At 31.7% G+C, this 22,929-nt stretch carries 13 protein-coding genes and 2 pseudogenes; 12 read left to right on the forward strand and 3 right to left on the reverse strand.

The genetic code is table 11. From position 1 onward, the window contains the following. The first annotated feature begins 3 nt into the window (after positions 1–3). From AD998_08440 to AD998_08490, 11 genes and pseudogenes are all read left to right on the forward strand, one after another. Positions 4–2,847 carry a hypothetical protein gene (locus AD998_08440; GenBank protein KOY86174.1) on the forward strand — a complete coding sequence of 948 codons (2,844 nt, stop codon included), beginning with the start codon at positions 4–6 and terminating at the stop codon, positions 2,845–2,847. A gap of 106 nt (positions 2,848–2,953) precedes the next feature. Then, positions 2,954–4,537, forward strand: coding sequence for a phage tail protein (locus AD998_08445; protein KOY86175.1), 1,584 nt, complete (start codon positions 2,954–2,956; stop codon positions 4,535–4,537). A 51-nt stretch (positions 4,538–4,588) separates the two neighbouring features. Beyond that, positions 4,589–5,047, forward strand: a complete 459-nt coding sequence (locus AD998_08450; protein KOY86176.1) for a hypothetical protein — start codon at positions 4,589–4,591, stop codon at positions 5,045–5,047. 181 nt (positions 5,048–5,228) lie between these two features. Further along, a pseudogene (locus AD998_08455) lies at positions 5,229–5,639 on the forward strand (hypothetical protein). 623 nt (positions 5,640–6,262) lie between these two features. After that, positions 6,263–6,679: pseudogene (locus AD998_08460) on the forward strand (hypothetical protein). A 2-nt stretch (positions 6,680–6,681) separates the two neighbouring features. Next, positions 6,682–8,496, forward strand: a complete 1,815-nt coding sequence (locus tag AD998_08465) for a hypothetical protein (GenBank protein ID KOY86177.1) — start codon at positions 6,682–6,684, stop codon at positions 8,494–8,496. Positions 8,497–8,500: 4 nt separating this feature from the next. Further along, complete coding sequence (locus AD998_08470) at positions 8,501–8,767, forward strand: hypothetical protein (protein KOY86178.1); 267 nt, start codon at positions 8,501–8,503, stop codon at positions 8,765–8,767. Positions 8,768–8,771: 4 nt separating this feature from the next. Next, positions 8,772–9,194 (forward strand): hypothetical protein, encoded by a 423-nt coding sequence (locus AD998_08475; protein ID KOY86179.1) that lies wholly within the window; start codon positions 8,772–8,774, stop codon positions 9,192–9,194. 29 nt (positions 9,195–9,223) lie between these two features. After that, positions 9,224–12,994, forward strand: coding sequence for a hypothetical protein (locus AD998_08480; GenBank protein KOY86180.1), 3,771 nt, complete (start codon positions 9,224–9,226; stop codon positions 12,992–12,994). A gap of 4 nt (positions 12,995–12,998) precedes the next feature. Beyond that, the gene (locus tag AD998_08485) at positions 12,999–13,544 is read left to right on the forward strand and encodes a hypothetical protein (protein ID KOY86181.1); all 546 of its coding nucleotides are present in this window, start codon (positions 12,999–13,001) and stop codon (positions 13,542–13,544) included. A 20-nt stretch (positions 13,545–13,564) separates the two neighbouring features. Continuing rightward, a complete protein-coding gene (locus tag AD998_08490; protein KOY86182.1) occupies positions 13,565–14,656 on the forward strand; it encodes a hypothetical protein in 1,092 nt (363 codons plus the stop codon). A gap of 40 nt (positions 14,657–14,696) precedes the next feature. Here the strand turns inward: AD998_08490 and AD998_08495 are convergent, their stop codons facing one another. Beyond that, positions 14,697–16,031 (reverse strand): hypothetical protein, encoded by a 1,335-nt coding sequence (locus tag AD998_08495; protein KOY86183.1) that lies wholly within the window; start codon positions 16,029–16,031, stop codon positions 14,697–14,699. Positions 16,032–16,082: 51 nt separating this feature from the next. On the opposite strand from AD998_08495, the gene AD998_08500 reads away from it, so the two are divergent. Beyond that, the gene (locus tag AD998_08500) at positions 16,083–18,929 is read left to right on the forward strand and encodes a hypothetical protein (protein KOY86184.1); all 2,847 of its coding nucleotides are present in this window, start codon (positions 16,083–16,085) and stop codon (positions 18,927–18,929) included. A 42-nt stretch (positions 18,930–18,971) separates the two neighbouring features. On the opposite strand, the gene AD998_08505 is transcribed toward AD998_08500, so the two are convergent. Both AD998_08505 and AD998_08510 read right to left on the reverse strand, forming a co-directional pair. After that, entirely contained in the window at positions 18,972–19,736 is a 765-nt protein-coding gene (locus AD998_08505) for a hypothetical protein (protein ID KOY86185.1), read from the reverse strand. Next, positions 19,737–22,553, reverse strand: a complete 2,817-nt coding sequence (locus AD998_08510) for a hypothetical protein (protein ID KOY86186.1) — start codon at positions 22,551–22,553, stop codon at positions 19,737–19,739. Between the last annotated feature and the right edge of the window lie 376 nt (positions 22,554–22,929).

Below are 22,929 nucleotides of genomic sequence, written 5' to 3' on the forward strand. Positions count from 1 at the left end.
TATATGCAAGAGCCAACCTATATATTAGACCAAAAACCTGAAAACAAAGGACTTGACGCCCAATGGTTACGTAAACAGGGGATTCAGTATTTACAAGAGCTAACCAATCTTTGGACAGATTATAATGATCATGATCCAGGCATTACCATTTTAGAGGTATTGTGTTATGCTCTAACTGAATTGAGCTATAAAGCTGATTTGGACGTAAAGGATATACTATTCTCATCAAAAGATTCTACAAACTTTTTCTATAAACCTCAAGAAGTTTACACTTCACATCCTACAAGCCATAAGGATTATAGAAAAATAATGATTGATACCATTCCTGAAATTAAAAATGTTTGGTTTTTTCCTTATCCAGAAAGTCGAAATACACTAAAAGGTTTGTATCAGATTATTATAGAATTGGATGAATCTACACAGAGTTTAGATGAACAAAAAGAAACAATTATTCATAAAGTAAAAGAGATTTTTGCCCAAAACAGAAGCCTTTGTGAAGATATTGAAGAAGTGAAAATTGCTGAAACACTCAATTTATCTATTAAGGCAGATATTGAAGTAGAAGAAATAGGGAATTTGGAGCATATATTAGCAAGTATCTACTCTAAAGCCAATCAAATGGTATCTCCTAATATTCCATTTTATTCTTTTGATGATTTATCACAAGAAGGTTGGAAACAAAAAGATATATTTGCTGGACCTACCTTAAAGCATGGTTTTATCAAAGATGAAGATTTAAAAGAAAAAACAGATAAAATTCTTATTTCTGATATTATCAAAATGATTATGCAAATCAAAGGCGTAATCAGTATTAAAAACCTTGCTCTGATTACAGAAAAAGGAGAAATTTTTGATAATCAAATAGTTATTGATAAATATATTATTCCTCGTTTTATTTTCAATAAAGACAACAAACAAGGAATACGTTTTTTCAAAGGTTTGATCGAAAATCAAAATATTTATTACCAAGAAGTTTATAGATTGCTTAATGAGTTTTACTCTAAAAATAAAAGAATTTATAGAATTGAAAAAATAGATAGAGAATTGATTCTCAATAAAGACCAACAAAATATTACCAAAGAAATAGAGGAATATTATTCTATTCAAAATGACTTTCCAGATGTGTATGGAATAGGTGAGGAGGGTATCCCTGGTTCGCCTAATGTTAGAAGAAAAGCGGAAGCCAAGCAACTAAAAGGATATTTGCTGTTATTTGAACAAATTTTGGCCAATTATCTCTCTCAATTAGCTCATGCAAAACAATTGTTTTCAAGTAGCCAAATAGAACAAACATATTTTTACCAATATCTGAATGCTGTTCCTGATGCTCAAAATCTTTTACAAAAAAGTCAGGAGGCTACAATCATAGACAAAAATGTACTTTTAGACTACAAATCGGGCTTACCTGTGCTGATGTCAGATAAAAATGCATTTTTGGATAGAAGAAATAGATTTTTAGATTTTATTTTGGCTATTTATGGGGAATCTATTTATGAATATCCATCTATCCAGAAAAATTATTATTATACAGGTAAAACTTTTGAAGAGTATAGCTTAAAAGTAAAAGGACGATTTTTATATTATCTCAATTATCTTAATCAAAATAAAAATAAGGCTTTTAATTATTTAAAAGGTTACCGAACAGTAAATAATATTTCAGGGGTTGAATCCAAAATGAATGTACTCTTTGGACTTGGATTTACCAAAAATGATGTTGAAAATGAACCTATTAAAAGATATTCGCCATTTAAAGAAGCTAATAAATGGGGCTTGAAGATAATAGATTCAAATTCTTCTGAAAAAGATCTCAATCAGTGGAAGAAAATCACCGATTTTAAAGAATTGGGTGTGAATAAAAAGCAAATTTTTGAGCATTTTGACTATCTTGATGAAGAAGACATCATGATAGAATTAGATTCTGAAAAAGCAACAGAAATTGTACAACAATTGAATCCATTAAAACATAAAATACTGGATATTAGTTTGTTGAAATATGGTATTTATACTCAAAATTATTTAATAGGGAAATCTCCCAAACAAAAAGACTTTAGTGTCGTATTAAAGCAAGAAGACAATTATTTGTGGTTAGGTAATTATGCAAGTATAGAAGAGGCTAATATTGCAGCAGGTGGACTTAGAAATCTACTCATAGACCTCAACATTAAATCTGAAGGGTTTTTCTTGTTGGAAAACATTTTATTAAGACCTGAAACAGAAGATAAAAAGTTTGGTTTTTATATTTTGGATGAAAAAGGAATTCCTTTCTTACAAACAGCAGAAGAATTTGATTTCTCTAAACGTAAAAAGCTAATTGAAGATTTAGAATTTCATCTTACTGATTATGAAAATTATGATGTAGAACGTAGAGAAGATGGTAATTTTGAAGTGCATCTTCAAATTAAGGACATGGATTTAACATTGAAAAGTATTAAAAACTACGAATCTGTACAAGAAATTCATAATAAAATGGAGCAAGTATATGATTTCTTAGCAAATAAATATGACTTAGTTCCTTATAACGAAAAAATAGAACTTTATATCAAAGATAAAGATAATGAAAAAGAAATTCCTGAAAGTTTCTATAATTTTCAGGTGAGTTGCTTTATGCCTGACTGGACGTCTCGATTCTCTGATAAAGAATTTAGAAAAGTATTTGAAGAAACACTTTTACAAATCTTACCATCTCATATTTCGTTCAAATGTTTTTGGTTTGGAGTTGATGAAATGAAAATGGTAGAAAAGCTGTTTAATATGTGGCTTAATGCTAAACAGAAATCAACAAAAGACGATACACAAGTAAGTGAAAATATCATTAGTGACTTTTTATATAACGTAATATTAAAATAAAAAAAAATACATACGAAAACTTGGTTAAAAAAAAAAACTTATATTATATTGGGCTTGATTTCCAAGTTCAGACTATTTTGCAACTAAATTTAATACCGATTTAACTATGTCCGTAAAGTTAGCAACCCCCGGCGTTTACATTGACGAAAAAAACGCGTTTCCTTCATCTGTAGTGGCTGTACCAACTGCTGTACCAGCTTTTATTGGTTACACAGAAAAAACTACTAGAAATGGACAGAGCCTTGTAAATGCTCCTGTTAGAATTTCTTCATTGAAAGAATTTCATGATACTTTTGGAAGAGGCTTCATCCCTTCATTCCAAGTACGCGAAAATCTATCTGGAGAAGGATTTGATTTTGAAGTAGGTGGCAAATCTTATGATGTTGCTCTTGAAGCAAAATCTCGTTTCCTTTTATATGATAGCATTAGACTATTCTTTGCTAATGGAGGAAATGCTTGTTATGTTATTTCAGCAGGTAGCTACTACAAAAAAGTAGAAAAGTCTGTAGCGGTTGTAGACCCTAAAGATGATAAAAAGCCAGCAGAAAAAACAAAAGTACAAGTAACTCAGGCCAATGCTATTACAAAATCGGCTTTAGAAGCTGGTATCGAAGTTCTTCGCAGTGAGCAAGAGCCTACCATGCTTGTAATTCCTGAAGCTGTAATGCTTTCTAAAGAAGATTGCTTCGCTTTACAGCAAGCAATGTTGAAACATTGTGGTTTAGATACCAAAAGTAGATTTGCTATCTTAGATGTTTATGATGGACATTCTGCAAGAACTTACGATAATAAAGACGTTATCACTTCATTCAGAGAAAATTTAGGAAATAACTATCTAAATTATGGTGCAGCTTACTATCCTTGGTTACGTACATCTATTGTACAATCTGAAGAAGTAAATTTCTCAAATATTGCCAACAAAGAATTTTTAGTAGAAATTCTTGAAAGAGAAACTAAAGAAACTATTGGTGATGGTAAGAGAGCTGAAGAATTGAAAGTTGAAATCAGAAAGATTAAAGACGATAATGTAAATATAGAAAGCCTTAGCCAAACATTGTTGATGAGTAGTGGTGTTTACAAAGCTATTTTGGATAGCATGAGAACGCAACTTAACATTTTGCCTCCAAGTGCTGGTGTAGCTGGTATTTATACAGCTGTAGATAATACAAGAGGTGTTTGGAAAGCTCCTGCAAACGTGGGTTATGCAAGTGTTGTGACACCTGCTGTAAAAATTACACACGAAGATCAAGAAGATTTAAACGTAACGATTAGTGGAAAATCTATCAATGCTATTCGTACTTTTGTAGGAGATGGTATTTTGGTTTGGGGTGCTAGAACATTGGATGGTAACAGCAAAGACTGGCGTTATGTCAACGTTCGTAGAACCTTGATTTTTGTTGAACAATCTATCAAGGCTGCAGCAAGAACTTACGTATTTGAGCCTAATACGCCTAATACATGGTTATTAATTAGAAGCATGATAAACTCTTTCTTGAGCGATTTGTGGAGACAAGGTGCTTTGGTAGGTACTACACCTGAACAAGCTTTCCAAGTAGAAGTAGGTTTGGGTACAACCATGACTGCTGACGATGTTTTAGATGGAGTGATGAGAATTACAGTAAGATTAGCTGTTTCTCGCCCTGCTGAATTCATCGTAATCACTTTTGAACAAAAAGTTCAAGAAGCATAATTTTAATTTTTTCTTTGTATTAGTTATTGACATTTTTAAAGATAAAAAACTATGGCATCAGACAATAGTGCTCTTTGGCCCGTTGGTGGTTTTTATTTCACCGTAAACATTCCTGATATTAATGATGATTTAGAATGTACAGAAGTTACAGGTCTAAAACTAAAATCCAAAAACATGGATTACAGACCAGGTAACGACCCTACATTCATTATGTTAAAAATACCAGGCTTGAAAGAGTTTGAGAATTTAACAATAAAAAAGGCTGTATTTAAGCAAGATATCGCTCTATATACTTGGTATAAGAGTATCCAGAGTGGTGGTAACGACCAAGAAAGAAAAGACATCGTTATTACACTTAAGGATGAGCAAGGCGATCCTATCATGTCTTGGACAGTTTTGAAAGCTTTCCCAGTTAGTTATTCTGGCCCAGATTTGAAATCTACAGATAGCCAAATTGCATTTGAAAGCATCGAACTTACTCATCAAGGTATTGAGCAAGACTTGGCTTAATATATAAAAACCTTATAGTTAGTGTTTTACAAATTAAGTTGTTCGGTACTTGTGCCGAACAACTTACCTTTTCATAATATTTATGCATCCCATACAAGGTAAAATACATACTCCTCCTGTTGGATATTACTTCAATGTTACGATTGTAGAAAATACAAAAGGAACTAAAGGAGGCTCTTTCATGGACAAAGCAAAAGCAGCATTTAAAGTAGCTAAAACAGCAGTAATGGATTCAGCCTTTCAAGAGATATCGGGCTTGAAGGCAAGTATTAGCCCTGAACCTATTATTTCTGGTGGAGATACATTTGCCTATCAGGTACCTAAGGGGAATGTAACTTTTGAACCCTTACTACTTCAAAGAGGACTAATGACATCATCATCACTACTTCAAGATTGGTGTAAAGAATGCTTATTATCGGGAGATTTTTCTAATATAACAACCAAAAATGTAGTGGTAACACTTTTAAATCCCAGTAATCATAGACCAGTGAATGCTTGGGTATTTTTTGAGGCATATCCAGTAGAATATGAAATATCTGGTTTTAATGCAAAAGAAGGACAAATTATGGTAGAAAAAATAAAGCTAGTATATCGTAATTTCCAATTTGCAATGGATGCAGACTCAGAAACTGATGCAGGTAAAAAAGTTGTAAAAGCGATAAAGACTGTTAAAAGTATAAAAACTGGTATTAGTGCAGGATTGAGTGTGAAGGCAAAACTCAAAATATAATGTATGCCCATAGAAATTAAGGAGTTGCATATTAAAGTAACCATACAAGATGCACCCAAACATAGCCCTATAACCCATGAAAAAATAGCTGAGGAAATAAGCCCCAGCCTTAAAAAAGAAATTATGCAGGAATGTGTAGAAAGAGTTTTAGAAATTTTAGAACGTAAATTTGAAGATTAATTATGGCTGAAAAATTCTTAACAATTATTGCAAAAAATAATGACGGAGAATATACAATGCGATTTGCTATAAATCCATCTTCTATAAAACATACTATATCTGTAGAGTATGAAAAGGTAGTTAATACAAGTCCTCCAACAAGTGAAAAAACAGAAGATTCAAATAACATCAGTTATAAAAACCATAATGTAGGCACATTGAGTCTCAAATTGATATTAACAAATACATCTATTATAAAAAGAAAAGCATCTTTAACTAAAAGTAAAACAGAGGGATCAGATGAACAAAATTTAGGTCAGATGAGTGTTATTGAACAAGTATCTCTTTTTAAGGAATTAACTTATTATGTAAATAAAGATAAGCATAAACCCAATTCATTAAATTTATTATGGGGAGACTTAGAATTAGAAGAGTGCCATTTATCAAAACTGTCCATAGATTATACTTTATTTAATCCAGAGGGACAAGTTTTAAGAGCAGATTTAGATGTTGAGTTTATAATAGGTTTAGATAAAACATTAAAAGATATACTAAAAAAATTAAAATCTCCTGATATGTCTCGTATCAGAGTCTTGAATGATGAAGATAAACTATCATTAATGTGTGCAGAATTTTATGGAGATAGTAACATGCAAATGCAGGTAGCAAAACAAAATGGAATCATTAATTTTCGTAAAGTGAAAGCAGGTACACAAATTTATTTTCCTCCGATTAAGAAGTAAATATGGCAGAAACAAATAATTTATCTCATTATGGTCTTGTTGCTAGATGTGTTATAACTGCTAATGGAACAGAAATTAGCGAGGCTAAATACCCTGTTTTAAAAATGGAAATACATAAAGAAATGTTTAAAGTTCCTTATGCATTTTTGGAATTTAAAGATGGTGGTAGGGCTGAAGCTGATACATATAATGCAGGAGATACAGAAAGTTTTGCTATTGGTAGTGAAATAGTAATAAAACTAGGTGATGCTGATAAACAAGTGCAATTATTTAAAGGGGTAATTACCAAACAAGCTTTTAAAGTAAGAAAAGGAGCATCTTATTTGCAATTGGAGTGTAAAGACAAAACCTTTAAAATGACTTATGGTAAGACTTATGATGTCATCAAAGAGAAAAAAGACAGTGATATTATAGGTGATATTTTAAGTAAACGTTATTCAGATATACAAAAAGATATAGCAAGTTTTGGAGCAGAAAGATTGAGTTTTTCTTTCAGTGAGGCAAGTGATTGGGATACAGTGATGATGCTTGCAGACTCTAATGGGAAATTGGCTATCATTGATGATGGCAAAATTACTATCAAAGATTTCGAAATGAAAGCCCCTAAATATAATATTTCTTTTGAAAAGGATATTATAGACATGACTTTGGATGCTGATATCAAAAGATATGCTGCTGAAGTAGAAACAAGAGCCTCAGACTCCAAAGAGCAAAAACACGAAGATTCTTCAGCTACACCCAAAAAATTTAAGTTTGGTGGAGAGAACTTTAAGCCTCAAGAATCTTTTGAGAAGGTTTTTGGTAGTACAACTCGTAAAGTTTATACACCTCAAAAAACACCTAAAGAATCCACGGATATAGCAAAGGCTTTGTATGTAAAGGCTCAATTGGCTCAATTTCAGGGTTCTATAAAAATAAGAGGTAATAACCAATTGAAAGTAGGCGATACCATTGAGGTAAAAGGATTGAATAAAACTTTCTCTGGTACACACTTCATCAGTGGTATTACACATACCATGGAAGAAAAGGATTGGAAAACGGAGTTGCAAATTGGACTTTCTGAAAAATGGTATTTGGATGATAAGCCAGCCATGTCTAACAAAAATAATAGTACAGGAGGTTTACATATACCCATCAAAGGTTTGCATAATGCCAAAGTAGTAAGTATCCATAATGATAAAAATGGTTTTTACAGAGTAGAAGTACATATTTTGCATTTGCAAGAAGCGAACCAGACGATATGGGCAAGACCTGCTCAGTTTTATGCCTTTGAAAATGTAGGCTCATTCTTTATGCCAGAAGTAGGAAGCGAAGTAATTGTAGGTTTTATCAACGAAGACCCAGAACAAGCAGTTATTTTAGGCTGTTTGTACAACGAATCGTCTCATGCAGGTGGGTATGTACCTGATGAGGATAACTCTAAGAAGGCAATTCTTACCAAAAGTGAGATGAAAATAGAGTTTAATGATAAAGAAAAGATATTCCAAATTCATACTAAAAATGGGAATGAAATAACTATCAAAGATGAAGATGACGAGGATACGATTTTGATTAAAGATAAACATGGCAATTTCATTAAAACAGGGAAATCGAAAATTAGCGTAAAGGCAGTAGAAGATTTTGAGTTGGAAGCAAAAAATATCTTGTTCAAAGCAGCTGAAAAAGTAACAATCAATGCAAAAGGAAATGATGCAATTGTGGTTACAGATAAAATTGAACAAAAAGCAAAAGGCAGTAAAATGGTTGTAGACGCTACATCAGAGTTTACAGCTGCAGCAATTTTGAAATTAAAAGGTTCACAAACACATATCGGTTAGGCTTATGAAAATGGCAGCAAGAGTAGGAGATATAAACAATACAGGTGGTCCAATACTGATGGGGGCTACCACTGTAATGATTGGAGGCAAACCTGCGGCAATTGCCACCAAAATGACTATCAATAATATGATGAATGGAGCACCAGACCCTATTGTGATGGGGTCTACAACAGTGCTTATTGAAAATATGCCAGCAGTAAGAGTAGGAGATCCCACAGCAGGAGGAGCAACAATTGCAATGGGATGTCCAACCGTTTTAATAGGAGGTTAAATATATGGAAAATCATAAAAAAACATTTTTGGGAGTTGGATGGAAATTTCCACCATCATTCGATAAACAAGACAGATCTGTTAGAATGGTTTCTGAGGAAAAAGATATAGAAGAAAGTTTGAGAATACTTCTTTCTACGAAACCAGGTGAAAGAGTGTTAAATTTGGCATATGGTTGTGATATGCGTAGATTCTTATTTGAACCTATTGATACTACCACCATCACACTGATGAAATCTACGATTGAGCAGGCTATTAATAACTACGAGCCACGTATTGAACTCAATGATGTCAATATTGAGCCTGATGATGAAGAGCCAACACTCATTTATATTGATATAAATTATACAGTACAATTGACCAATACCCGTACCAATATGGTATTCCCTTACTATTTATTAGAAGGAACTGAAATTTTAGATAAATAACTATATTCTGAGTTTAAAATAAATAAGATATGTCTATTCTTGAAAATAATAGCCTCGAACTCATACAAAGGAAAAGCTCCATACAAGAAGAACGATTTTACAAAGCCGTACAAAAGGACTATGTCAAGATAGATGAAAGAACACTCAAAGATCAATTAAACTTTTTATTAAAGTTTTCTAAATTTATTAGGTATTATAATCTGAACAATCAACCAGAAGGAGATTGGTCAGATTTCTTAATTGATGAATTATTAGTTCTATCTAAAATATCTGAATACAAGCCTGAAGCTTTTGAAAGTGATTTTTCGAGTAATTTTCAGAAATCTCAATTTTTTGTAAAAGAGGAAAAGAAAATAAAATATATTACTAGAGCCACCAATATCATCTATGAGCTTTCTATTCTGATTGATTCTTGGTTTAATGAGCTGAAAATTGTAGAGAATTTTACAGGAACAAGGCTTCCTATTCGAGATGAACTCTTCAATATGATTTCATCAAAGCTCAAAGATGCTTTGGGAACACTTAAATTATATTCAGGACTTTACAAAGAAGCACTTTCTTTGCCTGCTTACGATTTCTCGAATTTTAATTCTTTATGGGAATTAAAAAAAGAACCTTCTTTTGAACCCCTCAATTTTGAGTCTTTCAAGGAAAAATTTGAATATTTTTCTTATACACTCAAAAATGTATTTCAAATATTTTATGAGAATATCATATATCTGAAAAACCTCTCAGATATATATTTTGATAAATCTCTTTCAACAGATACCCATTTTCCGCATATCTCTCTTTTGGTGGCGTTCTTACGCCTAATGGAAGTACCCAAAGATAATTTGAACAAAATTGCAGAAAAATATATTGAGTTTTACTACAAAGAGATATTAAAAGAAACTTATAAGCCCAGTACATTTGACCAAGTGTATTTGAGTTTTAAGACAAATGCCAATGTTACTTTCACAAATATCAATGAAAATGCTCTTTTTGTGGGTGGCAAAGGTGACCAAGGCGAAAATATTCTTTACAAAGCAGATGAGCAACTTCAGGTAAACAAAGCTGAAATCATGCAACTCAATACAGTATTTGCTGATATTAGTTTTATAAGTGTAAGAGGTTATCCTAAAAAGTTGATTTCTAATGTTTTATACAAAAATATTCCACTCAAAGATATTACACCTTCTGAAACGCTAAAAGATAAAAAAGGTTATTCTGCATTTGGAGAAAATCAATCTGATAGAAGTTTGGATGAGCGTACAATGGAAAATGCAGAAGTGGGTTTTGCATTGTCTTCTTACAATTTGTTATTAAGCGAAGGACTTCGAGGAATAGCTGTGGACTTCTTTTTTACACAAGAATCTTTTGGATCTCTAGTAGAATATCTTTCTTTTGTGCAATATGGAACAGAAGATGCAGAAGAAGAAGTATTTGTAAAAGCATTTGTAGAAGCATTTGTGATTTATATTACTACAACGAAAGGATGGTTAAAGGTAGATAGATATGTGGTAACAAGAAAAGCAGAGAAGTTTCAGTTGACCGTTAAATTTGACTTATTGGAACATGAGCCTTCTGTAATAGCCTTCAATCCTCTATTACATCAAGGTAATTATGCTATAGATCAACCTGTTTTAAAAATTGTATTGAATAATAATTCATACATTTATCCATTCTCTCTGATGAATAAATTAGTTCTAGAAAGGATTCAGATTGAGGTAGATGTAAAAAATGTAAAAAATCTAAAATTATACAACGAAACAGGTACTTTGAGTGCAGAAGCTCCTTTTTACCCGTTCGGTACAAACCCTGCTTTGGGTTCATATTTTATTATTGGTAAAAATGAGATTTTTTATAAGTCATTAGAACACCTACAAGTTAATATCAAATGGTTTAATTTACCCAAAAACCCCAATGGTTTTATGGGTTATTATCAAGAATATAACTCTGATATTGATAATGCTTCGTTTCAAGCTAGGTTCTCTTCTTTAATAGGTGGAAGGTGGCTTCCTAATGAAGATAGCAAAGATGCTATGGTGTATCAACTATTTAAGACCAAACCTTCAGAAATTGGGGTAAAATCTGATACAGAAACAGTGGCTAATGCCAGCTTACAATCAGATGTTAATTTTAAAATAGAGACATCTAGAATTAAACAACAAGCCAACTACACTGATATAAATAGTGAAACGAACTATAGCAATTTAGTTTCAAGAGGATTTGTGAAATTAGAACTTATCAATCCTCCTGTGGCATTTGGACATTCTATTTTCCCTGCCATACTCTCAGAAGTATTGATGGATAATGCTAAAAGTGGTATTATGAGTGGGCTTAGAAATAAATTGGTAGCCAATCAACCCAAACGCAATCAGCCTAATCAGCCTTATACGCCACAGATAGAAACTATTTCATTAGATTATAAATCATCAGAAACAATTCTTTTAGATAGTCGAGCTAAAAAGAATACTAATACAGAGAATACTGGCTGTTTCTTTCATATACATCCATTTGGAGAACATAAAATTTATCCAAATGCATATTACTTGACAACCAATTTATTGCCTGTAATAGATTACGAAGGGGCATTGTTGATAGGTTTTGATAAACTGGATTTGCCTCAATATGTATCTATTCTTGTAGAAATATCTGAAAGCTACACCGTTTCATCTGAAGAAGAACCCCCAGCATTGGAATGGAGTTACCTTGCCGATGACCAATGGCAATTACTTCCTGCCTCTAAAGTATTACAAGATGGTACAAATAGATTCTTAAAAACTGGTGTTATAGTGTTAGAATTGCCAAGGGGCATGAAAAAAGATAATACCATTCTTAATAAAAATTATTATTGGTTACGTATTTCTGCATTGCAAAACGCAGAAAGAGCTGGTAAAATAACAACCATCACTACACAAGTGCTAAAAGCTACATTGGTAGATGATTCTGTTAAGAAAGACCACTTAAACCAACCTTTATCTGCATTTAGTATCAAACGTTCATATAGCGAATTAGAGGGTATTAGAAGCATTATACAGCCTTTAGAGTCTTTTGGTGGCATTCCAACTGAAACCAAAGAAAAGTTTTATACTCGCATTGCCGAATCCTTAAAACACAAAGGAAAAGCTATTACTCCTTGGGATTATGAAAGAATTATTTTAGAGAAATTTCCTGATTTACAAAGTGTAACCTGTTTACCTAACATGACGAGCAGGTCATTGAGTACTGCGGGTAATGTACTCATAGTTGTGATTCCTTATCCTGATAAGAAAAGTGAAAATCAACTCGAACCACGAGCTAATAGCGAACTTCTTTACGAAATCAAAAAATATATTGGTACATTTACTTCGTCTTTTGTAAAAATAGAAGTCCGTAACCCTGCATACGAGCGTATTCGTATATTGTGTAAGGTGAAATTTAAAGATGGCTTTAGTTATGGATTTTATTCACAAAAACTCAATGACGAAATCAATAATTACTTGGCTGGTAGTCTTGTAGAATCTAGAAAATCTGGACAATTAGGTGGAAGAATGAATATTTCAGATATTACCAGTTTTATTAGAACACTCAATTATGTTGATTTTATTACAGAGTTCTCTATGATTCAGGTAGCACAAGATTTTAGAGGTAGATTTGTACTCATAGATACATCAAGAGAAGGAGATGAGAAGCCTTATTTGCAAGCAACCAAACCTTGGTCTGTGCTTGTGCCAATGGCAGAACATCAAATTAAACTCATTGATGACAAAGAAGAAATTAGAGCTAAACAAGCAGGTATTGATGACCTTGAATTAGGTTCAGATCTGATTATCAACTAATAATATGATAGGAGAAACTTTAGAACAAATAGCGTTGGCTTTGAATGATTATTTGCAGGCCCGATTTTCGCAGTCAGGTGAATTGGCTATACTTTCCAATATTACTAGACCTGATGGTACGCCTGCTATCGAAAATATGGATACAGTAGCCTTGACGCTCATTCATATACAAGAAGAAAGAGCTTTGCAAAGAGCTAATAAGTTTGAAACAGGAACAGCTCCTGTATATGTGAATTTGTATGTGTTGTTTTCAGCTCATTATACAGAAACAGGCTCTTACAGACAAGCTCTTGACCACCTGACAGGTGTGATAGGCTTTTTTCAGTCAAATCCTGTACTGACTAAACAAAATGTACCAACTTTACCTGTAAGAGTTGAAAAACTGATTCCTGAGTTTGTAAACCAAGAAATGCAAAATGCACATTTTGTTTGGTCTATGTTGGGAGCTAAACATGCTCCATCAGTAATGTATAAGATACGTATGATTGTCGTAGATGATGAAATGGGATTCTCTCCATCTTTGTTTACAGGCTTAAGTTCCAATCCATAAATATTTGCCTTTGGGTTATGATGATAGATATTAATTTTCAGTATTATCCTATATTTAGTGTAGAGCTTTCGCATGACTATTATAGTTCAGGTATTTTACCAAATACTACTTTTACGCCTTTACCAATAACAGAGACACTTTTACAAAAGTTAGGTTTTTTGTTTAGAGTGCAAGACAATAAATTTTATGTGCTCTATGACCAATTAGATGCTCAAAAAATTATTTATACTTTAGAAAATAACTATAAAAGTATAAAACTGTATTTTGCTATCAATCATAGCAATCCTTACTTTAATATTATCAGCAATTTGCCTTATACACATACTCAAAAAATATATTTAAGTAATTCAACGAAGCAACCACATTTAACCAAAGAAAAACTCGTTTCTGAAAAAGATTTGATAGACTTTTTTGAGGTACGAAGCCTTTCCAGAAGTATCTCTGCAGATAAAAAAGTGACACTTAAAAAAGAAACAGGGGAAATAATATTAGAAGATATTGCAAAAAATATAGACTTTGAAAGAATAACAACAGGAGTCTATCATATTACTGTTGAAAAGGGGATTAATCAAAAAGCATTGTTGTTGAATCAGCCACAAGCTCGCTTGCCTTTGGCTTTTGTAGAAATAAATCTTTCTGAAGATTTTATAAAATCTATGATTACAAGCCTAAAAGCTGAAATATCTTTGAAAGCTGAAAATTATCAGATACATTTTACTACAAGAAAAGCATATTGGAAATATTATTTTATCTCCAAACAAGCCAAAAATACTTCTGATGTCTATATCACAAAACATATCAATAGAGCATTGGGAGATGAAAAAAATGAAAAAATAGGGAAATCAAAAGATACAGAAGATAAAGATAAACATAAGATATTCAAGCCCTCAGAAGAGGAAATATACAAAGGTGTAAAAGCTCAAGTTTTTATATCACTAGAACAAATGCCTATTAAAGAGGCTTATGAAGAAGTGTTTAGCTTGAATTATAAAGTAAGTGGAGCAAGAGATAAATCTGGGGTGAGTTTACGAAGAGTTTTACCCACACCTAGCATGGATTTGATAGAAGTGAAAAATGGAAAAGAATATGTACCTATTATAGCTTATCTTTAATAAGCTATAATTTACTCTTTTGATGAAGCCCGAAAGGGCTTCATCTATTAGGCGACCATATTTTACCCTCATGCTCTAAATGGGTTTGCAAAAGCCCAGCCACTTCATCATGGTCTAGATTTTGCATATTTTTTTCTAGCATCCATATTTTACAATACCTTGCAAAAGACCTGATGGAAGCTCCTGTATTATCTACTTTGGCTGCAAAATATTCAAAATTGACATTTCCTAATTCAAGATCTTTGAAAGCTTCACACCAAATATCATAACGAGTATTAGCATCAGGAATAGGGAAAGGGACTCTGACATTGAACCTTCTGACAAAAGCCTTATCCATATTTGGAAGTTTGTTGGTTGCCATGAAAATAATACCTTTGTGGTCTTCTATTCTTTGAAGTAAATAGGCAATTTCCTGATTTCCATAACGATCATTGGCAGAGTTGTTTTCAGTTCTTTTCCCAAAGAGAGCATCTCCTTCATCAAAGAATAGAATCCAGTCTTTATTTCTAGCAATATCAAATATTTTTCCAATGTTTTTGGATGTTTCTCCCACCCATTTACTGACCACTTGTGAGAGGTCAATTCGATAAACAGGTTTTCCAAAATCTTTTCCAAAGAGAGCTACAGAGATACTTTTACCAGTTCCAGGCTCACCATGCAATAGAAATTTCATTCCTTTGGTAAATTTCTTGAAAGTAGGGTCTTGAACAATGGTATTATAGTTTCTCATCCAAGCAGAGATATCTTGGAGGTAGAAAGTAGTTCTTTCAGGGAGAATCAAATCATCCCAGTTTTCTTCGGTGGTATAAAGAGTAGCAGGGAAATCTTCAGAGTATTTAGGTAAAAAAGGTTCGTTTGAGGTAATTAAATGCAAAATCTCATCTGAAATTATCAATTTGCCATTTAATAATGAACTAGAAGATATGTTAGAAGCATTTTTTTCAAAACTAATATACCCTTTATCTACAAGTTTTTTTATGGTTGAATAATTTTGAAAATACGATTTTCCTGTATCTTGAGGGTTTTCTGCCAATAAAAATAAAATTGTATAGCCTGAAGGAATAAAATTTGCTACAGAGGTTTCTTGAAATCGACCTAATGTTGTAATATTCTCCATTAATAAGAAATCAATCAAATCAGGTTGTATATGAGGAATAACAGCAAGCATTAAAACAAGCCTTTCTTGTTCTGTTATATTGTTTTCAAGTAAAAAATTGCTATATGGAGTATCAAAATTTGATAATTCAGGGCTATTTAGAGTAGATACTTCATCCTCTTCAGACTTTAATAAATAAAGCTGACTTTTAATAACACTATAAAACCAAAAGCTTTCTTGTTGGAAAAATTCATAAAATTTTTCTAAATTGTCATTCATAATTGGATATGGAAATATATTTGAGCAAACTTATACAAATAATTTAAGATTATGTACTCTTTAGATGCTAAACATAAACAAAATACTGCTAGTGTAGGTGCAACAGCTCAAGAAAAAAAGCCTGTGATGATTACCAACAATGCAGATTTGCAAGTTGAAAATGCTTTACAACAACAAAACAAACAAGTAACGCCTACTAGTACTACAACAAATGGGCGTTTACCCAAAAAAACTATTGAACAAGGTAAAGAAAAAGAATATTTTGAAAAATATGAACAAATAGCACAGAATCAGTTGGACAAATGGTATGCTAAAAAAACTGTTGCTGAAGATTTAAAATTGAAAGGTTCATATTTTGCAAATGCTGCAAAGAAAATCTACGAAAAATTTGGCGACCTAAATTATGTTGTTCCTGCTGAGGTAGCTCTTGCACAAGCTTATTTGGAAGGAGGCGTATATAGACATGAACGTGGAGGTTCAGGGAATATTTTCCACATGGGAGCTACAGATTCAGGGGATAACAAAACTGCAAAAGGTATCAAAACTGTAGAAGATGGTTTTGATGTATATTATTTGGGTATGGCTAATTTATGGCTTGGAGGTAAGCAGTCTGGAAGTGATATTATCAAGAAGAATGGTATGATTAGACATGACACCAAAGGTGTTTTTGCTTCTAATCCTCATTATGAGGCAATGATACGGTCTCAAGTTGGAGAAATACACAGAAATATAACTCTAAAAGGAAGTGTTGGAAATGGAGGGAAAAATTTTCCTGAAGATGTAAAAAAAGTAGGCTCTATGCTTGCAAAGCTGGGATATCTAAAAAATAATGAAATTGAAAATGTAGAGAAAGTAACACAAGCTGTTTTGAAATTTCAAACGACAGAGCTTGCTCCAGTTACTGAGCAATGGTATAAAAATAGAATCGCCATTATTGAAAAAGCAGGTAAAAAAGCTCCTGCTGCTACCAAACAATCATTAGCAGATATTGAAATTCAAAGAAAACGAATGACAGATGGATTAGTTGGTAAAAGTGGTACAACAATTAATGTTCTTTTCTTTATGGCTGAATTGGGGGGGCAAATACCAGATATCATGAGTAAACATCTTACTAATACTCCACAAAGCCAAACAACTACAACAACCACAGCTACTCCAGCAACCACATCATCAGCTATAAAACCCAAAACTACAGCTCAAGCAACATCTACAATACAAAATAAGAGAGGAATTGTACAACCTGGTGAAAACTTGGAAACTCTATCTAATAAATATGGTATAAGTGCTGCTGATTTAAAGACAGCCAATCAGGAATCATTAAAAGAAAAAGGAGGAGTTGAATATTTTAATGCTGGTGCAGAACTCTCCATGCCAGAAATATTAACAAGCCCTATTGTAAAATCAACTTCAGGTTTTTCAGTAGGAGCGTCAAGCTCAACATATCAAGAAGAAATGATTAATTTCGTAGATGATGTTGCTCTTATTCAAGAGAAATTATATAGTGTTGGTTTACTTTCAGAAGCTGATTATCAAAAAGAAAAACCTGTCAAAAAAACACAACCAGAGATAGAAGTTATTCTTCCTCAAGCCCAAGAATCTCATGAAGAAACGCAAGATAATCAAGAAGAACAAACAAACTTATCACCTACATCTACACCTCAAGAGGCTTTAGAAAATATTACTCAACCATATACACACCAAACTACAGAATTTGAGCGAAAAATGTTGCTTGTTTATGGTAAAGTACCTAGTAATCCCAATGATAAGGTTTCTTCAAAGGATATTCCCAATACTATCAAAGCTATTAATATATTTCAGGCAGAAGTAAATAGAAAAGGTGTAGATGGACGAATAGACCCACAAGGAAGTACCTTGAAAAAACTGATGGCTTCAACCTCTGAAAGTGTAAGTATTGCAAGAAGAGAGTATGCTCTAAGTCAACAAAGAAAAGCAGAAGAAGCAAAAAGAAGAGAGCAACAAGCTCAACAAAAAAAACAACAAGAGCAAGAAAAACCTAAGCCTAAAGTAGAAGCCAAAAAAACACCAGTTAGCCCTAGTGTTTGGTCGCAACTTCAAAAACATGGATTGGAAACGTATGATTATTTGTTCGAAAATTTAAGTCCTGCAAGACAATATGAAACACTCAAAGGTTTACTAACAAGTTACTTTAGTTCAAAACCACAAGCGAAGCCCAAATCGCAAACGAAGCCTGAAACTAAACCCAAACCTAAAGCAGAGACATCCAACGCCATAAAACCTAAAAGTGGTACACCTGATTTTTCATTGGCAGGATTGAAAGCTATTATGAGAGAGAAAAATTATGAATTCTATGAGGAAGAAGGAAAGCTGAACTTGATAGCTGTTCGGATGGATGATAAATTTGACAATCAATTTTCTGATAAATTATTTGCTATTCAAAAAACAAAAAGTGGTTCAGTGTTTTTAGAAGTACCTTGGACTACATTTGCCTCTGTACATGGGAGTGGAGGTGTGAAAGACCCTCTTGATGGTAAAGAAAATGGAACAGGGGTGGCAGGAGTCGCAACTATTGTAGAAGGTCAATATAAAGATGTATATACTTTTTCTTCCAATAAAAGATTTGGACAACACTTAAGACAATCTAAAGATATGCAATATTATAGAGATAATGATAAAGATTTAGAATTGGATAGAGGTAAAATTTATACAGGTAATTATGGTACTCATTTACATAAAATGAGTAAGGTAGGTGTAGAAAGAAACGATTTGGGGACAGGTAAAAGCCCTTGGAGTATGGGATGTAATGGCACTTCTGAACCCCAATTTAGAAAACTTATTCCTCTTTTTGAAGCCCATGGTAAATACAAACATGGAAACATCAGCTACACTATTCTTCATCAAAAAGATTTTGTAAAGTAAATGTTGTAGTTTATTATTTTCTAATGAAATCAATATTCTGTTTTACGGAATCAGGATGTGGTTTAAAATTTCTAATATTTCAGATTTTCTTCTCTGAGGTATTTCTATGATTTGGCCATTTTGTAGTGTAACAGAGGCTGTATCTTTTTTTTGGATAGATTTGATATGTTGTGTATTGATGATATAGGATTTATGTATTCTAAGAAAATAATAAGTTTCATCACAAACAACTTCTTCAATTTCTTTCAATGTTTTTGATAAAATTATTTTTTGGTTTTGATTGGTATGAATAATTACATAATTAGAATCTGCTTCAATACTAATAATTCTTTGATAAATAATTTTCTCATCTGAGTATTTGTTGAGTACAAGTACTTTTTCATGTTGTTTTGCAGTTGCATTTTTGAGAAGGTCTTCATAGGAAATAGGATTTTTTTTGTAAAAATCCCTCATAACTAAACATTTATCAATGGCACTTTGTAAATCTGTAAGAGATATAGGTTTTAATAAATAATCGACAGCACTTATTTTAAAGGCTTTGATAGCATATTGATCATAAGCTGTTATGAATATAACAGAACAATTATTACTACCTAAATTTTTAAGTAAATCAAATCCAGAGCCATCAGGCATTTGAATATCCAAAAACAATATGTCTGGTTCACATTCATGAACTAGATCTTCTCCATCTTGAATATTATAAGCTGTACCTACAATTTCTAAATAAGGGAAATACTTTTGTAAAAGAATACTTAAAACCTGAATGCTACTTTCCTCATCATCTATAATAACTACTTTCATAATCATTTAATCAAATTCTGTTAGTAAAGGAAATATAATTCTAACTTCTACACCATTATTTACATTTTTAATTTCAAAATAATTCATATCATGAGTTTTATCTTGGTGCAATAATAATACTCTTTCTTTTATAATTTGCAAACCTTGCGATGTGTGTTGGTTTTTATTTTTTTCCTTTGTTATAAAAGGCTTTCCATTGTTGAAAATATCAATAATTAGAAAATTATTTAAAGTTGAAAATCTTACTTCTATAATTTTCTCTTTATTTTCGCCACTCAAACCATGCCAAATAGCATTTTCCAAGATAGGCTGTAAAATCATGGTAGGAATGATAATCTCTCGAATATCAATATTGGAGTCAACTTGAGTTGTAAACTGAATAGGGCTATTTAACCTCTGAGACTCTAATAATATATATATTTTCAATAATTCTAATTCTTCTTGAATGGTGACACTCTTTTTACGGCTATTATTTAAAATCATTCGAATAAGCTTGGCAAATTCTGCTAAATAAAAGTGGGCTTCTTCATTTTTGTTTTGTAGAATAAAAGCTTGAATAGAGTTAATCGCATTAAAAATGAAATGAGGATTCATTTGTGATTGAAGAGCTCTACTCTCCAAATCTGATATTCTTTGTTGTATAGAGCGTTTTGCAAGTTCTTTAATCTTGATATTTTGGATGATTTTTTGAATGATTAAAAATAGAATAATGAAAAATAATAAAGCTGATAAAACAATGAACCACCAAGTCTGATAAAACAATGTAGGTATTTTCAAAGATAATACTATTACATTAGATTTAGACAAAGAAGCATAATCAAGAGCATACATCTCTAATTTATAGTTCCCTGCAGGTAGCTTGATATCCAGTAAATTCTGCTTAGATTTTTGATACTTGATAATATCACCATTATTTGTAGTGATAATGAAATGATAACTAACATTTTGAGAGGCTTTATAATTATCTTGAATACAACTAATCATAAAATGCTCTTTCTGTGGAATTACGATAGCTTTATTCTTATCAAGAATATGAGAAACAGAAAGTATATCTAATTGTATATTAAGGTTCAAATTTTGGATATATTTGATTTCAAGGCTTGATACCTCATATTTGCCTGCTATATATAATTTTTTTTTGTCAAAAACTCGAATATCTACAATTTCATCAAAAGGTAAGAAATTAGAACTATTCAATATTTGTATTTTTTTGCTTTCAAGATTATACACATACAAACCAAGACGAGTTCCTATATATAAAAGCCCTTCTGCATAAGCTAAACAATCAATTCTTTGAGGTAAATCAGTTATTTTATGGATAATTTCGCCCTTATTATTCATTAATATACACCCTCTATCATTTGTTCCTACAGCTATGAGATTACTATCAATTTTACAAAGTGTATTAACTCTGAAATTATATCCTAATTGCTTTGGAATGATATCATTGCCTGATACTGTTAATGAATATATACCTTTATTTTGTGTTCCAACCCAAAGTTTATTCTGATGAATAGACTCTAAACATAAAGTTTTCTCATTTAATAATTGCTCATGAATACTATTATTGTCTTTATCAAATAAAAATACTTTGCCACTACCGAATAATACATATTTATTTTTATCTATTTGTTTGTAGCCTCTCAAAAAGAAACTTAGAAGAGTTGATTTGTTCTCTTCTAGTAAGAGTCCATGTGAAGTTATGTAAATCTTTTCACGATTATGAAAAATAATATCGTTGATGATGTTATCTTTACCATCTAACAAAAGCTTTTGAAATACATTATTATTGGATAACAGAATATTATTGGATAATAAAACATTCATTTTATTATCAGATTCGAGGAGTTTCATAACATTATTATCCCCCTTATAAATAGATTTCAACTCTGGGTTTTTACAAATATATAAACCTTTGTCTAGAGTGGTAAACCAAATATTATCTTCTTTATCTAAGAGAATTTTGCTGATACTTAGTTTTTCAATAATAGGAATGGGAAGTTTCTGAATAGTATTTTCTTCTAAAATATATACTCCGTTGCTACGAACTCCACAATATATTTTTTGTCCAATCTGAGTAATACAGAAAACTTCATGAGGAAAAGTATATTTTTGAATAGGTTTAAAGTTGATAAATTTAATAACTTCATTGGTGTTACTTAAATACATCAGCGAATCATTGACAATAAGGAGTTTATTATTCTGATTGGGAGATCCTTGGAATAAGTTAAAATATTTATATTCTTTATTTTTAGTCTTAAAAACCCAATTATTTTTATTAGTTGGTATGCTTGGTGCTTTAGAATATACAATTAGGTGTTGTTGATTAGGATAAATGAAAGTATGAATAGTTCTATCATCATTGTAAATGTTTGGTTCTTTAGATTTTAAAGATTGATTATCAACAAGGTACATGCCTGAATGATTCGTTCTTCTAAATTCTAACTTATGATTTTCTTTTTCTACAAGAGAAGATATAAACACTTTTTCAGAAAAGTGATTAAAAACTATAGCTGACAAATCACTTTTTTGTATTTTTCCATGCTCTATAAGCCCTAATGTACCAGAAAGTCCAGTAAACCATATTCGATTTTCGAGTCCTTTGAAAAACTTTAAAATTACATTTTCTTCTAAACCGTTATTAGTAGTATAATAATCAACATGATTACCCCTGATTTTGAATATACCTATATCAGAGGCAACCCATTTATTGCCAAGATTATCTTCAATAATATCGTAAAGTTCAGCACTTGGAAAGTGGTGTGGAGTAATAAATTTTTCTATGGAGATATTTTGAGCAAATGCGAATTGGTAGCATAGCAAAAAGCAACCATAAAGTATAAGAGACCTCAAAATTTATAAAATTTAAAGTAATAGAAATTGCTTTACCTAAATTTATTGTCCAATTAGGAATGTACTATATTCAAAGATAATGAGAATTGATTTAAAACCAAATTTTAATAAGAAGCTCACTCATAAATTCATAAACTAACCTTCTGCTTCATAGACTCATTTTTACTCTTTGTATTGAGTGTTTATCTTTAGATTTAGCCAATAATTAAATTTTATTAATATGGTTAAGAAAATTTGTATTTTAATATATGTACTGACATCTATAACTTTTGATGGTGTGGGGCAAATCAAAGACCCTAAAAGAGTAGTAAAACAAAAAACTACTAAAAGAATTAATCAAAATGTA

It is taken from the genome of bacterium 336/3 (assembly GCA_001281695.1).
Classification (GTDB): Bacteria; Bacteroidota; Bacteroidia; order Cytophagales; family Thermonemataceae; genus Raineya.